This is a genomic window from Streptomyces sp. NPDC026673, assembly GCF_040638135.1.
Classification (GTDB): domain Bacteria; phylum Actinomycetota; class Actinomycetes; order Streptomycetales; family Streptomycetaceae; genus Actinacidiphila.
Genome location: NZ_JBEZXR010000002.1, coordinates 44,081 through 58,493, shown reverse-complemented (window position 1 = coordinate 58,493; position 14,413 = coordinate 44,081). Strand labels below are relative to the sequence as shown.

9 protein-coding genes, 1 tRNA gene and 1 pseudogene are annotated in these 14,413 nt (G+C 69.5%); all 11 read left to right on the top strand.

Features of this window, described 5'->3' with window-relative positions; genetic code table 11:
• The first annotated feature begins 155 nt into the window (after window positions 1-155).
• The 11 genes and pseudogenes from dnaA (at window position 156) to AB0F62_RS01740 (ending at window position 14,273) form a co-directional block, all read left to right on the top strand.
• On the top strand, window positions 156-1,910 hold the full coding sequence (dnaA, locus tag AB0F62_RS01790) for a chromosomal replication initiator protein DnaA (protein ID WP_361790955.1): 1,755 nt from the start codon (window positions 156-158) through the stop codon (window positions 1,908-1,910).
• 972 nt (window positions 1,911-2,882) lie between these two features.
• The gene (dnaN, locus tag AB0F62_RS01785) at window positions 2,883-4,013 is read left to right on the top strand and encodes a DNA polymerase III subunit beta (protein ID WP_361790952.1); all 1,131 of its coding nucleotides are present in this window, start codon (window positions 2,883-2,885) and stop codon (window positions 4,011-4,013) included.
• A gap of 82 nt (window positions 4,014-4,095) precedes the next feature.
• Window positions 4,096-4,977 (top strand): annotated as a pseudogene (gnd, locus tag AB0F62_RS01780) (phosphogluconate dehydrogenase (NAD(+)-dependent, decarboxylating)); the annotation flags it as partial.
• Between the two features lie 32 nt (window positions 4,978-5,009).
• Window positions 5,010-6,140, top strand: a complete 1,131-nt coding sequence (gene recF / locus AB0F62_RS01775; protein ID WP_361790949.1) for a DNA replication/repair protein RecF — start codon at window positions 5,010-5,012, stop codon at window positions 6,138-6,140.
• Window positions 6,137-6,673: a DciA family protein gene (locus AB0F62_RS01770; protein ID WP_361790946.1), complete on the top strand. Its 537-nt coding sequence runs from the start codon at window positions 6,137-6,139 to the stop codon at window positions 6,671-6,673. The genes recF and AB0F62_RS01770 overlap by 4 nt, the downstream gene beginning before the upstream one ends.
• A gap of 269 nt (window positions 6,674-6,942) precedes the next feature.
• The gene (gyrB, locus tag AB0F62_RS01765; protein ID WP_361790943.1) at window positions 6,943-8,985 is read left to right on the top strand and encodes a DNA topoisomerase (ATP-hydrolyzing) subunit B; all 2,043 of its coding nucleotides are present in this window, start codon (window positions 6,943-6,945) and stop codon (window positions 8,983-8,985) included.
• A gap of 43 nt (window positions 8,986-9,028) precedes the next feature.
• On the top strand, window positions 9,029-11,638 hold the full coding sequence (gene gyrA / locus AB0F62_RS01760; RefSeq protein WP_361790940.1) for a DNA gyrase subunit A: 2,610 nt from the start codon (window positions 9,029-9,031) through the stop codon (window positions 11,636-11,638).
• Between the two features lie 60 nt (window positions 11,639-11,698).
• Window positions 11,699-12,367 carry a DUF3566 domain-containing protein gene (locus AB0F62_RS01755; protein ID WP_361790937.1) on the top strand — a complete coding sequence of 223 codons (669 nt, stop codon included), beginning with the start codon at window positions 11,699-11,701 and terminating at the stop codon, window positions 12,365-12,367.
• A gap of 53 nt (window positions 12,368-12,420) precedes the next feature.
• Window positions 12,421-12,497: transfer RNA gene (locus AB0F62_RS01750), tRNA-Ile, on the top strand.
• Between the two features lie 411 nt (window positions 12,498-12,908).
• The gene (locus tag AB0F62_RS01745) at window positions 12,909-13,883 is read left to right on the top strand and encodes an aldo/keto reductase (protein ID WP_361790934.1); all 975 of its coding nucleotides are present in this window, start codon (window positions 12,909-12,911) and stop codon (window positions 13,881-13,883) included.
• A gap of 249 nt (window positions 13,884-14,132) precedes the next feature.
• Window positions 14,133-14,273 carry a DLW-39 family protein gene (locus AB0F62_RS01740; protein WP_018559211.1) on the top strand — a complete coding sequence of 47 codons (141 nt, stop codon included), beginning with the start codon at window positions 14,133-14,135 and terminating at the stop codon, window positions 14,271-14,273.
• Window positions 14,274-14,413 lie beyond the last annotated feature (140 nt).

Here is a 14,413-nt window from a genome sequence, read left to right as displayed (position 1 = left end):
CCGGACGTGGTTTTGCACACCCTGTGGACAACGACTTGAACCAGGGACGTCGCGCTGACTACCGTGGCTGAACCCCGAAACATTCCCGTCCGTCCCAAGAACCACACCTTCGTGGGACCCATCGGCACCAACCAGCGACCGAGAGAGCGTGCACTGTGGCTGACGTAACTGCCGATCTTGCCTCAGTGTGGCCAAGGGTCCTGCAGAAACTGCTCGTCGAGAGCGACGATCTCAAGCCGAAGGACGCGGACTGGCTGCAGCGCACCCAGCCGCTGGCGCTCGTCGCGGGCACGGCCGTGCTGTCGGCCCCCAATGAATTCGCCAAGAGCGTGCTGGAGGGACGGCTCCTCCCGCTGATCACCGATGTGCTCAGCCGTGAGTTCGGCCACCCCGTGGGCATCGCCATCGCCGTCGCCTCGGGCGGCGAGCAGGAGGCGGCCCCCGCACCCCCGGCCCCGATCCCCGCGCCGGCGGCCCCCGAGCCCGAGCCGCGTCCCCAGCCCGCCGTGTACCCCGCGGAGCCCGCCCGGTACGGGCAGCAGCCGCACGGCTACGGCGAGGTCCCGCGCATGCGCCCGGCCTACCCCGAGCACTCCGTCGGCGGCCCCGGTGGCTGGCCGCCCCGTGAGCCCGAGGACCACTGGCAGCAGCAGCGCATCGGCGACTACCAGGAGCGCGAGCCGTACCGGCAGCCCGCCTCCCGCTACGAGATCCCGCCGCCCCACCAGGCCCCGGGCCGCCCGGAGCCGGCGCCACCGCAGATGCCCACCATGCCGACCATGCCGACGCCGCGCACCGGAGGTGGCGGCGGTGGCGGTTCCTCCACGGGGTCCGGAGCGGGCACGGGCGGTTCCGGCAATTCCGGCGGTCCCGCCGAGCCCACCGCGCGGCTGAATCCCAAGTACCTCTTCGACACCTTCGTCATCGGCGCCTCCAACCGCTTCGCGCACGCCGCCGCGGTCGCCGTCGCGGAGGCCCCGGCCAAGGCGTACAACCCCCTGTTCATCTACGGGGAGTCGGGCCTGGGCAAGACGCACCTGCTGCACGCGATCGGGCACTACGCCCGCAGCCTGTACCCGGGCACCCGGGTGCGCTACGTGAGCTCCGAGGAGTTCACCAACGAGTTCATCAACTCCATCCGCGACGGCAAGGCGGACGCGTTCCGCAAGCGCTACCGCGACATGGACATCCTGCTCGTCGACGACATCCAGTTCCTGGCGAGCAAGGAGTCGACGCAGGAGGAGTTCTTCCACACCTTCAACACCCTGCACAACGCCAACAAGCAGATCGTGCTCTCCTCGGACCGGCCGCCCAAGCAGCTGGTGACCCTGGAGGACCGGCTGCGCAACCGCTTCGAGTGGGGTCTGATCACGGACGTCCAGCCGCCCGAGCTGGAGACCCGGATCGCGATCCTCCGCAAGAAGGCGGTGCAGGAGCAGCTGAACGCCCCGCCGGAGGTGCTGGAGTTCATCGCCTCCCGGATCTCGCGCAACATCCGCGAGCTGGAGGGCGCGCTGATCCGCGTGACGGCCTTCGCCAGCCTCAACCGGCAGCCGGTGGACCTGCAGCTCACCGAGATCGTGCTGAAGGACCTGATCCCGGGCGGGGAGGACTCCGTCCCCGAGATCAGCGGGCAGGCGATCATGGCGGAGACAGCCTCGTACTTCGGCCTGGACGTGGAGGACCTCTCGGGCTCCTCCCGCAGCCGGGTGCTGGTCACGGCCCGGCAGATCGCCATGTACCTGTGCCGTGAGCTCACGGACCTGTCGCTGCCCAAGATCGGCGCCCTCTTCGGCGGCCGCGACCACACGACCGTCATGCACGCGGACCGCAAGATCCGCTCCCTGATGGCCGAGCGACGGTCCATCTACAACCAGGTCACCGAGCTCACCAACCGCATCAAGAGCTGAGGAGGCGCGCCCCTCGGCGCCCTCCCACGCCACCGGCCGCCCCGGCCACCTCACGCGTCCTCACGCGTCCTCACACATCCCTACGCGTCCCCACGCGTCCCCGGACACCCCCGGGCGTCCTCACGCGCCCCGGGAAATCGTTCCGGGGCGTCGTTCCGGACGTCCACAGCGCCCCGGGTCCAACTCCCGGGGCGCTGTGCGTTGTTCGATTGCGCCGGCCGCGACCGGGGGACAGGAACGTCTCTCCACAGGACAGGGCGGTTTTCCCCCGTCCACAGCCTGGGGATGCCCGGGTTGTCCAGAACGTGTCCACAGCCGGGACCGCGCGATACTCATACTGGCTGCTCGGAGCGGTGTGGATTTGTGGGCAACCCGGATCCACAGACTGTGGACGCTCCGGCCGCCCACAGGGCCGGCGTCCCGGTTGTCCACCGGCCGCCCACAGACCGGGGTCGGTTGTCCCCAGACGGGGGCCGCTTCTCCACAGTCCTGTCCACTGTTCGGCAACGGAACACGTCCCCTCACCGGTCGGAGTGAACCGCGTCACACCAACGTGGTGGGTTGGGCTGGGGAGAACCGGGGTATTCCTGGGGACAGCGCTGGGGAGAACCGCGACAGTCCTGTGCATCGCGTGTGCACAACTTCCGGCCGTCCACAGAACGGCCCGGTTGTCCACGGGCCCCACCCACAGGCCCGGTGGACAAAAAACAGGGCCTGACCTGCACCGGAACCACTTATCCACGGTATCCACACCCCCTATTACTACGACCAGGGATAGTTACCGGGGAATCTGCTTCGAAGTGGGACCTGTGCACAACCGAGCCGCGGGCCGTCCGCCCCCCGGGGCTCCGGCTTGACCCCAACCCGCACCGCATGTCCGCGGCGGCTGTCAGACTGTTCTCCGGCAAGAGGGCCAGCAGGGCCAAGAGACAGTCGGCCACAGACAGCCAGCAACAGCAGGAGGCGGTTCCGGTGAAGATCCGGGTGGAGCGCGATGTACTCGCGGAGGCAGTGGCCTGGGCGGCCCGCAGTCTCCCGGCCCGTCCCCCGGTGCCGGTCCTGGCGGGCCTGCTGCTGAAGGCCGAGGAGGGCCAGCTGAGCCTCTCGGGCTTCGACTACGAGGTCTCGGCCCGGGTGTCCGTCGAGGCGGACGTCGAGGAGGACGGGACCGTCCTGGTCTCCGGCCGGCTGCTCGCCGACATCTCGCGGGCACTTCCCAACAGGCCTGTGGAGATCTCCACCGACGGTGTGCGCGTGACCGTCGTCTGCGGCAGCTCGCGATTCACACTCCACACCCTGCCTGTGGAGGAGTATCCGGCGCTGCCCGCGATGCCCACCGCGTCCGGCACCGTCCCCGGCGAGGTCTTCGCCGCGGCCGCCGCCCAGGTCGCCATCGCCGCCGGCCGTGACGACACCCTGCCGGTGCTCACCGGTGTGCGGATCGAGATCGAGGGCGACACCGTCACCCTGGCCGCCACCGACCGCTACCGCTTCGCGGTGCGCGAGTTCCTGTGGAAGCCGGAGACCCCGGACATCTCCGCGGTCGCCCTGGTGCCCGCCAAGACGCTGCTGGACACCGCCAAGTCCCTCACCAACGGCGACTCGGTCGCCATCGCCCTGGCCGGCTCCGGCGCGGGCGAGGGCCTCATCGGCTTCGAGGGCGCGGGCCGCCGTACGACCACCCGCCTGCTCGAGGGCGACCTGCCGAAGTACCGGACGCTCTTCCCGACCGAGTTCAACTCCGTCGCGGTGATCGAGACCGCCCCGTTCGTCGAGGCCGTCAAGCGCGTCGCCCTGGTGGCCGAGCGCAACACCCCGGTGCGGCTGAGCTTCGAGCAGGGCGTGCTGACCCTGGAGGCCGGTTCCAGCGACGACGCACAGGCTGTGGAGCGCGTCGACGCCAAGCTGGACGGCGACGACATCTCGATCGCCTTCAACCCGACCTTCCTGCTGGACGGTCTGAGTGCGATCGACTCGCCGGTGGCGCAGCTGTCGTTCACCACGTCGACCAAGCCCGCGCTCCTCAGCGGCCGCCCGGCGGTCGACGCCGAGGCGGACGACGCGTACAAGTACCTCATCATGCCGGTCCGGCTGTCCGGCTGAAGCGAAGCCTGTCCGGTCACGTCGGCCCGCAAGGGCCGACGTAGGCTCGACCTAGGTCAGGCAGGCTTCGAACGAAGGATCAACGATGGAGCTCGGACTCATCGGTCTCGGCAAGATGGGCGGCAACATGCGCACGCGCATCCGCCAGGCCGGTCACACTGTCATCGGCTACGACCGCAACCCGGACCTCGCCGATGTCCACAGCCTGCAGGAACTTGTGGACAAGCTCGAGGCCCCGCGGGTGATCTGGGTGATGGTCCCGGCCGGTGCCCCGACCCAGTCCACGATCGACGAGCTCGGCGAGCTGCTCTCCCCCGGCGACGTGGTCGTCGACGGCGGCAACTCCCGCTGGACGGACGACGAGAAGCACGCCGAGGAGCTCGCGGCCAAGGGCATCGGCTTCGTCGACTGCGGTGTCTCCGGCGGCGTCTGGGGCCTGGAGAACGGCTACGCGCTGATGTACGGCGGTGAGCCCGAGCACGTGGAGCTGGTGCAGCCGGTCTTCAACGCCCTCAAGCCGGTCGGGTCCTTCGGTTCCGTCCACGCGGGCAAGGTCGGCGCCGGCCACTTCGCGAAGATGGTCCACAACGGCATCGAGTACGCCATGATGCAGGCCTACGCCGAGGGCTGGGAGCTGCTGGAGAAGGTCGACTCGGTCACCGACGTGCGCGAGGTCTTCCGCTCCTGGCAGGAGGGCACGGTCATCCGCTCCTGGCTGCTGGACCTCGCGGTCAACGCCCTCGACGAGGACGAGCACCTGGACAAGCTCAAGGGCTACGCCGAGGACTCCGGCGAGGGCCGTTGGACCGTCGAGGCGGCCATCGACAACGCCGTGCCGCTCCCCGCGATCACCGCCTCGCTCTTCGCCCGCTTCGCGTCCCGCCAGGACGACTCCCCGCAGATGAAGATGATCGCCGCGCTCCGCAACCAGTTCGGCGGCCACGCCGTCGAGACCAAGCAGTAGTCACACCCACAGGAAGGAGGCGGCGCACAGCCATGCACGTCGCGCATCTGTCGCTGGCCGACTTCCGTTCCTACGCCCGGGTCGAGGTCCCGCTCGACCCGGGCGTCACCGCCTTCGTGGGCCCCAACGGCCAGGGCAAGACCAATCTGGTCGAGGCCGTCGGCTATCTGGCGACGATGGGCAGCCACCGGGTCGCGGGCGACGCCCCGCTGGTGCGGATGGGCGCGGACCGGGCGATCGTCCGGGCGTCCGTCGTGCAGGGCGAGCGGCAGCAGCTGATCGAACTGGAGATCAATCCGGGCCGGTCCAACCGGGCCCGGCTCAACCGCTCCTCCCAGGTCCGCCCGCGCGACCTGCTGGGCATCGTCAGGACCGTGCTCTTCGCCCCCGAGGACCTGGCCCTGGTCAAGGGCGACCCCGGCGAGCGCCGCCGCTTCCTCGACGAGCTGCTCACCGCCCGGGCGCCCCGGCTGGCCGGCGTCCGCAGCGACTACGAGCGGGTCCTCAAGCAGCGCAACACGCTGCTCAAGTCGGCCGCGATGGCCCGCCGCCACGGCGGCCGCGGGGCCGACCTGTCGACCCTCGACATCTGGGACCAGCACCTGGCCAAGGCCGGCGCCGAGTTGCTGGCCCAGCGCCTGGACCTCACGCACGCCCTCCAGCCGCTGGCCGACAAGGCGTACGAGCAGCTGGCCCCCGGTGGCGGTCCGGTCCTTCTGGAGTACCGCAGTTCGATCGGCGAACGAATCGCCGGGGCGTCGGGCCGCGAGGAGCTGTACGGACTGCTGCTGGAGGCTCTGGGCGAGTCCCGCAGGCAGGAGATCGAGCGCGGGGTGACCCTCGTCGGCCCGCACCGCGACGACCTCGCGCTCAAGCTGGGCCAGCTTCCCGCCAAGGGGTACGCGAGCCACGGCGAGTCCTGGTCGTACGCGCTGGCGCTGCGCCTGGCCTCGTACGACCTGCTGCGCGCGGACGGCGGCGAGCCGGTGCTCGTGCTGGACGACGTCTTCGCCGAGCTGGACGCCCGGCGCCGTGACCGGCTGGCCGAGATGGTGGCCCCCGGCGAGCAGGTGCTGGTGACGGCGGCCGTGGACGACGACGTTCCGGGCGTGCTGGTCGGCGCGCGGTACGCGGTGGAGAACGGCGGGGTGGAGCGGGCATGAGCGAAACGCAGCCCCAGCCCCCCGCCCAGGACAAGCCGGTGTCCGGGGTCGACCTCGCGCGCGTCGCGCTGCGCGCGGCGAAGGAGCAGGCCCGCGCCAAGGGCGCGGCCGCGCAGCAGAAGAAGCAGGCCAGGCGCGGGGGGCTGCGCAGTGGTGCGCGGGCGGACGGCAGGGATCCGCTGCCGCTGGGCGCCGCGATCAGCCGGCTGATCACCGAGCGGGGCTGGGAGGCTCCCGCGGCGGTGGGCGGCGTGATGGGCCGCTGGCCGCAGCTGGTCGGCGACGATGTGGCGCTGCACTGCCAGCCTCAACGGTACGACGAGGAGGACCGGGTCCTCACCGTGCAGTGCGACTCCACGGCCTGGGCGACGCAGCTGAGGCTGCTCGCCCCCACGCTGGTGGCCAGGCTGAACGCCGATCTCGGGCACGGCACCGTGAAGCTGATCAAGGTGCTGGGGCCGGGGGGACCGGTGCGTTCCTACGGGCGGTTGCGTGCTCCCGGGAGCCGTGGGCCGGGCGATACGTACGGTTAAGCCGGAAACCTGCTGTGCGTAATCGGGTCGAAGCCCTGTGCGCCCGCGTGAGCCGTTTTGAGACCCGGTCCGCGTGTGGGGAGTCGGGAGGCGGTACTTCAGTCGGGCACACGGGAACTCAGGTACCGCCAAAGCCCCATCTATGTCGGCGCTACCGGTAGACTGATGGCAGTACCGCCCGCCCCTGGCCTCCGGCACCGGGGGACCCCAGCGGGACCAGTCGAAGATGTCGAGTGATGCAGCCGGTTCCGCCCCGCGGGACCCGGCTCATGCTGTGCCAGAAAGGGCGCTTCGTGGCCGATTCCGGCAACCCCAACGAGATCAATACGTCCGCAGCTGACGGCTCCGCCGTGCCCGCCTCCGGCGGGGCGTACGACGCCAGCGCGATCACCGTCCTGGAGGGCCTGGACGCGGTTCGCAAGCGCCCGGGCATGTACATCGGCTCGACGGGAGAGCGCGGCCTGCACCACCTGGTGTACGAGGTCGTCGACAACTCCGTCGACGAGGCGCTGGCCGGCCACGCGGACACCATCAACGTCACGATCCTCCCCGACGGCGGCGTGCGCGTGGTCGACAACGGCCGCGGCATCCCCGTGGACATCGTGCCGTCCGAGGGCAAGCCCGCCGTCGAGGTCGTGCTGACCGTCCTCCACGCCGGCGGCAAGTTCGGCGGCGGCGGCTACGCCGTCTCCGGCGGTCTGCACGGCGTCGGCGTCTCCGTGGTGAACGCCCTGTCGACGAAGGTCGCGGTCGAGGTCAAGCGTGAGGGCTTCCGCTTCACCCAGGACTACAAGATGGGCGTCCCGACCGCCCCGCTGCAGAAGAACGAGACGGTCTCCGAGACCGGCACGACCGTGACCTTCTGGGCCGACGGCGACATCTTCGAGACCCTCGAGTACTCCTTCGAGACGCTCTCGCGGCGCTTCCAGGAGATGGCCTTCCTCAACAAGGGCCTGACCATCTCGCTGACGGACGAGCGCCCCGAGCACGCGGACGTGGAGAACGAGGGCCAGCCGCGCTCGGTCATGTACCACTACGAGGGCGGCATCGTCGACTTCGTGAAGTACCTGAACTCGCGCAAGGGCGAGCCGGTTCACCCGTCGGTGATCGACATCGACGCGGAGGACAAGGAGCGGCTGCTCTCCGTCGAGGTCGCGATGCAGTGGAACACCCAGTACAGCGAGGGTGTCTACAGCTTCGCCAACACCATCCACACCCATGAGGGCGGCACCCACGAGGAGGGCTTCCGCGCCGCGCTGACCACGCTGGTCAACAAGTACGCGCGCGAGAAGAAGCTGCTCCGCGAGAAGGACGACAACCTCACCGGCGAGGACATCCGCGAGGGTCTGACCGCGATCATCTCGGTCAAGCTGGGCGAGCCGCAGTTCGAGGGCCAGACGAAGACCAAGCTCGGCAACACCGAGGCGAAGACCTTCGTCCAGAAGGTCGTGCACGAGCACCTGACGGACTGGCTGGACCGCAATCCCAACGAGGCCTCGGACATCATCCGCAAGTCCATCCAGGCGGCCACCGCCCGCGTCGCCGCCCGCAAGGCGCGCGACCTGACGCGCCGCAAGGGACTGCTGGAGACGGCGTCGTTGCCGGGCAAGCTGAGCGACTGTCAGTCCAACGACCCGAGCAAGTGCGAGATCTTCATCGTCGAGGGTGACTCCGCCGGCGGCTCGGCCAAGTCCGGCCGCAACCCGCAGTACCAGGCCATCCTCCCGATCCGCGGCAAGATCCTGAACGTGGAGAAGGCACGGATCGACAAGATCCTGCAGAACACGGAGATCCAGGCGCTGATCTCGGCCTTCGGCACCGGTGTGCACGAGGACTTCGACATCTCGAAGCTGCGGTATCACAAGATCATTCTGATGGCCGACGCCGACGTGGACGGCCAGCACATCAACACCCTGCTGCTGACCTTCCTGTTCCGCTTCATGCGGCCGCTGGTCGAGGCGGGCCACGTGTACCTCTCCCGTCCTCCGCTCTACAAGATCAAGTGGGGTCGGGACGACTTCGAGTACGCGTACTCGGACTCCGAGCGCGACGCCCTGATCGAGCTGGGCCGCCAGAACGGCAAGCGCGTGCGCGAGGACTCGATCCAGCGCTTCAAGGGCCTCGGCGAGATGAACGCCGAGGAACTGCGTGTCACCACGATGGACGTCGACCACCGCGTGCTCGGCCAGGTCACCCTGGACGACGCGGCCCTCGCCGACGACCTGTTCTCGGTGCTGATGGGCGAGGACGTCGAGGCCCGGCGCTCCTTCATCCAGCGCAACGCCAAGGATGTCCGCTTCCTCGACATCTGAGTCGGCCCCCATCAGCCGCCGCCCGAAAGGACTTTGACCAGCAATGGCCGACGAGAATTCCCCTGTCTCCGGCGGGGAGAACCCCACCCCTGCCACGCCCGAGGGCCCCGAGGGCGCCGCCGCGGTGACGGACACCATGCGTATCGAGCCCGTGGGCCTCGAGACGGAGATGCAGCGCAGCTACCTGGACTACGCGATGTCCGTCATCGTGTCCCGCGCGCTGCCCGACGTCCGGGACGGCCTCAAGCCCGTCCACCGCCGCGTGCTGTACGCGATGTACGACGGCGGCTACCGCCCGGAGCGCGGCTTCTACAAGTGCGCCCGCGTCGTCGGTGACGTCATGGGTACGTACCACCCGCACGGCGACTCCTCGATCTACGACGCGCTGGTGCGCCTGGCCCAGCCGTGGTCGATGCGCATGCCGCTGGTCGACAGCAACGGCAACTTCGGTTCCCCGGGCAACGACCCGGCCGCCGCCATGCGGTACACCGAGTGCAAGATGGCGCCGCTGTCGATGGAGATGGTCCGGGACATCGACGAGGAGACCGTCGACTTCCAGGACAACTACGACGGCCGCAACCAGGAGCCGACGGTCCTGCCGTCGCGCTTCCCCAACCTGCTGATCAACGGCTCCGCCGGCATCGCGGTCGGCATGGCGACCAACATCCCGCCGCACAACCTGCGCGAGGTCGCCGAGGGTGCCCAGTGGTACCTGGCCAACCCCGAGGCGTCGAACGAGGAGCTGCTGGAAGCGCTCATCGAGCGCATCAAGGGCCCCGACTTCCCGACCGGCGCCCTGGTGGTGGGCCGCAAGGGCATCGAGGAGGCCTACCGCACCGGGCGCGGCTCCATCACCATGCGCGCGGTGGTCGAGGTCGAGGAGATCCAGGGCCGGCAGTGCCTGGTCGTCACGGAGCTGCCGTACCAGGTCAACCCCGACAACCTGGCGCAGAAGATCGCCGACCTGGTGAAGGACGGCCGCGTCGGCGGCATCGCCGACGTCCGGGACGAGACCTCCTCCCGGACCGGGCAGCGCCTGGTGATCGTGCTCAAGCGCGACGCCGTCGCCAAGGTCGTGCTGAACAACCTCTACAAGCACACCGACCTGCAGACGAACTTCGGCGCCAACATGCTGGCGCTGGTCGACGGCGTGCCGCGCACGCTCTCGCTCGACCAGTTCATCAAGCAGTGGGTGACCCACCAGATCGAGGTCATCGTCCGGCGGACCCGCTTCCGGCTGCGCAAGGCCGAGGAGCGGGCCCACATCCTGCGCGGTCTGCTCAAGGCGCTGGACGCGATCGACGAGGTCATCGCCCTGATCCGGCGCAGCGCGACGGTCGACGTGGCGCGCGAAGGCCTGATGGGCCTGCTGGAGATCGACGAGATCCAGGCCAACGCGATCCTGGAGATGCAGCTCCGCCGCCTGGCGGCCCTGGAGCGGCAGAAGATCGTCCAGGAGCACGACGAGCTCCAGGCGAAGATCAACGAGTACAACCGGATCCTGGCCTCGCCGGAGCTGCAGCGCGGCATCATCAGCCAGGAGCTGACGGCGATCGTCGAGAAGTACGGCGACGACCGGCGCTCGGCGCTGGTGCCCTTCGACGGCGACATGTCCATCGAGGACCTGATCGCCGAGGAGGACATCGTCGTCACGATCACCCACGGCGGCTACGTCAAGCGGACCAAGACGGACGACTACCGCTCGCAGAAGCGCGGCGGCAAGGGCGTGCGCGGCACGAAGCTGCGGGAAGACGACATCGTCGACCACTTCTTCGTCACCACCACGCACCACTGGCTGCTGTTCTTCACCAACAAGGGCCGGGTCTACCGGGCCAAGGCGTACGAGCTGCCGGACGCCGGCCGTGACGCCCGCGGGCAGCACGTGGCGAACCTGCTGGCCTTCCAGCCGGACGAGCAGATCGCCCAGGTGCTGGCCATCCGCGACTACAACGCGGCGCCGTACCTGGTGCTGGGCACCCGTTCGGGCCTGGTGAAGAAGACCTCGCTGAAGGACTACGACTCCCCCCGTTCGGGCGGTGTCATCGCGATCAACCTGCGCGAGACCGAGGACGGCGGCGAGGACCTGCTGATCGGCGCGGAGCTGGTCGGTCCCGACGACGACCTCCTGCTCGTCAGCCGCAAGGCGCAGTGCATCCGGTTCACCGCGACGGACGAGTCGCTGCGGCCGATGGGCCGGGCCACCTCGGGCGTGAAGGGCATGAGCTTCCGCGAAGGGGACGAACTGCTCTCGATGAATGTCGTGCGACCGGGTACGTTCGTCTTCACCGCCACCGACGGCGGGTACGCCAAGCGCACCAGTGTGGACGAGTACCGGGTCCAGGGGCGCGGCGGACTCGGCATCAAGGCGGCGAAGATCGTCGAGGACCGGGGTTCACTGGTCGGGGCGCTGGTGGTGGAGGAGACGGATGAGATCCTCGCCATCACCCTCGGCGGCGGTGTGATTCGTACCCGTGTCAACGAGATCAGGGAAACCGGGCGTGACACCATGGGCGTCCAACTGATCAACCTCGGTAAAAAGGATGCAGTTGTGGGCGTCGCCCGCAATGCCGAGGCGGGGGCGGAGGCCGAAGAGGTCGTCGCCGCCGAAGAGGTCGAGGGCGAGCTGCCCGCGGCCGCCGAGTCGGAGGAGTAAACAGTCGTGAGTGGAGCCGAGGGCGTCGCGGGTGGGACGGGCGCGGACGGAGGGCAGCCGATGCCGACTGCCGTTCCGGACGCGATCGGCGGTGCCCCTGGCTCACGCACGGACAGCGGCCCGCACCAGGGGGGAATCACCGTGACCGACACCCGTCCATCGCACCACCAGCACGCGGTGCATCAGCAGACCTACGGTGGCGGGCCCGGCCCGGTCGCCGAGCAGGCGCAGCCGGCCCAGCAGGCTCAGCAGGCCGTCCAGGGCCCGCACCAGCCGCCCCAGGCCTACGCGCCCCCGGCCGGGCCTCCGGCCACCGCGGGCGTCCGCCAGCCGCGTCCGGCGGCCCGTACGGTCCCGCGCACACGCAAGGCGCGGCTGCGGGTGGCCAAGGCCGACCCGTGGTCGGTGATGAAGGTCAGCTTCCTGCTCTCCATCGCGCTGGGCATCTGCACGGTCATCGCGGTCGCGGTGCTGTGGATGGTGATGGACGCCATCGGCGTCTTCACCACGGTCGGCGGCACGCTCAGCGAGGCCACCTCGTCGGGCTCGGACGGCGGCTTCGACCTCGTGTCGTTCCTGTCGCTGTCGCGGGTGCTCATGTTCACCGCGGTCATCGCCGTCATCGACGTGGTGCTGGCCACCGCGCTGGCCACCCTCGGTGCCTTCATCTACAACATGTCGGCGGGCATGGTGGGCGGTGTCGAGCTGACGCTGGCGGAGGACGAGTAACCGATTTTGGGCCACGGCCCCGGGTGCGCTAATCTTTCAACGCAACGCAGCGCGGGGCTATAGCTCAGACGGTTAGAGCGCTTCCCTGATAAGGAAGAGGCCACAGGTTCAAGTCCTGTTAGCCCCACCAGCGTGAAGGGCCCTTGGGAAATCTCCCGGGGGCCCTTCGGCATTCACGGGTGACCTCCGCCGAGGGGTTTGCTCCGGCTCGGGAGTTCCCCACGCCGCCGATGCGGGTGAAGGTCCAGGGGATCGTGATGCGCCTCACTCGGGCCCGCTTGATCGGAGCACCGAACGCGCGGGAGAAGCCGCGCGGCCCGATCGGCCCGCCTTTCCGGGGACGAACCGTTCGCTGTCGAGTTCCGCGCCGACGTGCGCTGGGAGTTCGGACCTCGCAGGTGCGAGGAAGCAGGTCCCGACCCAAGGCTTCGCGGTCTTTGATTCCCCCCGCCCAGCCGCCTACGTTGAAGTAGTCGACCGGTCGGCCAGCAGGCTCCGGTCGTGGCATCGCTCCGATTCGACACGAAGGCAGAACACCGGCATGCGTACTACCACCCTGGGCATCCGCGGACCTGAGGTCGGCGTCGTCGGCCTGGGCGCCATGGGCATGAGCTTCGCCTATGACATGACCGCCCCGCGTGACGAAGCCACTTCCGTCTCCGTCATCCACCAGGCCCTCGACCTGGGCGTGACCCTGATCGACACCGCCGATGTCTACGGCCCGTACACCAACGAGGAGCTCCTCGGCCGGGCCCTGGCCGGCCGGCGCGACCGCGCGGTCCTCGCCACCAAGGTCGGGCTGGAGTCCATCGACCCCACCGGCGGCCCCGGTGGCTCGCCCCTGGTCAGGCCCAACGCCCGGCCCGAGCACATCCGCGCCGCCCTCGACGCCAGCCTGCGCCGTCTGGGCACCGACCACGTCGAGCTCTACCAGCTCCACCGCGTCGACCCCGAGGTCCCGATCGAGGAGACCTGGGGTGCCATGGCCGAGGCCGTCACCGCCGGCAAGGTCCTTCACCTGGGGCTGTCCGAGGTCAGCGTCGAGCAGATCAAGCGCGCCCAGGCCGTCCACCCGGTGACGACCGTGCAGTCCGAGTTCTCCCTGTGGACCCGGGACGTCCAGGCCGAGGTCCTGCCCTACTGCGCGCAGCACGGCATCGGCCTGTTGCCGTACTCGCCGCTGGGCCGCGGCTTCCTCCTCGGGCGTTTCGCCTCCTTCGACGAACTGCCGGAGAACGACCAGCGGCGGCGCCTGCCGCGCTTCCAGCAGGACAACCTGCACGCCAATCGTGAGATCGCGACCAAGGTCCGCGAGGTCGCCGACCGGATCGGCGCCACCCCCGCACAGGTTGCCCTCGCCTGGCTGCTCGCCCAAGGCGAACACGTCGTACCCATCCCCGGCACCAAGACCCCGAAGTACCTCGCCGACAACGCGGGCGCCGCAAACGTCCGGCTGTCCCCGGTCGACCTCGCCGACCTCGACGCCATCCCCGCACCCGTAGGCGCCCGGTACTGACGGTCCGGCCTCCGGCGCGAACGGTGCCAACCGGCGCCAACCGGCGGTGACCGAGGACGCGACGAGGGCGCTGCCCGAGTCCTGTCGGCCCGATGGGCGCGAACGGCCTTCACGGATCATCCGTACGGACCGTTTCCTCGCGTGCGCCGGCGAAGTTGGTTCTCCTGGCAGGTCACCGTTCGATATCGACCGGTGTGTATAGTCGGGCCCGTCGGAGGACCCCCAACGCAAGAAGGACGAGGTCGCGCGGTGAAGAAGTTTCTCCTGGTCGCACTGGCCGCCATCGGCGGTCTCCTCGTGTACCGCCAGATCCAGGCGGACCGCGCCGAGCAGGACCTGTGGACGGAGGCCACGGATTCCGTTCCGGCGGGTTCCGGCGCGAGCGTCTGAGACGGCATAGCCCGGACAAGGATTCCCGAAGCCCCGATCACGGTGTGGTCGGGGCTTCGTCGTGCCCGCGTCGTTGTTGCCCGACCGTGACGCGATCCGCTTGTATTTGCTGTCGCAAATCAATAGCTTCGCTGAGGCCG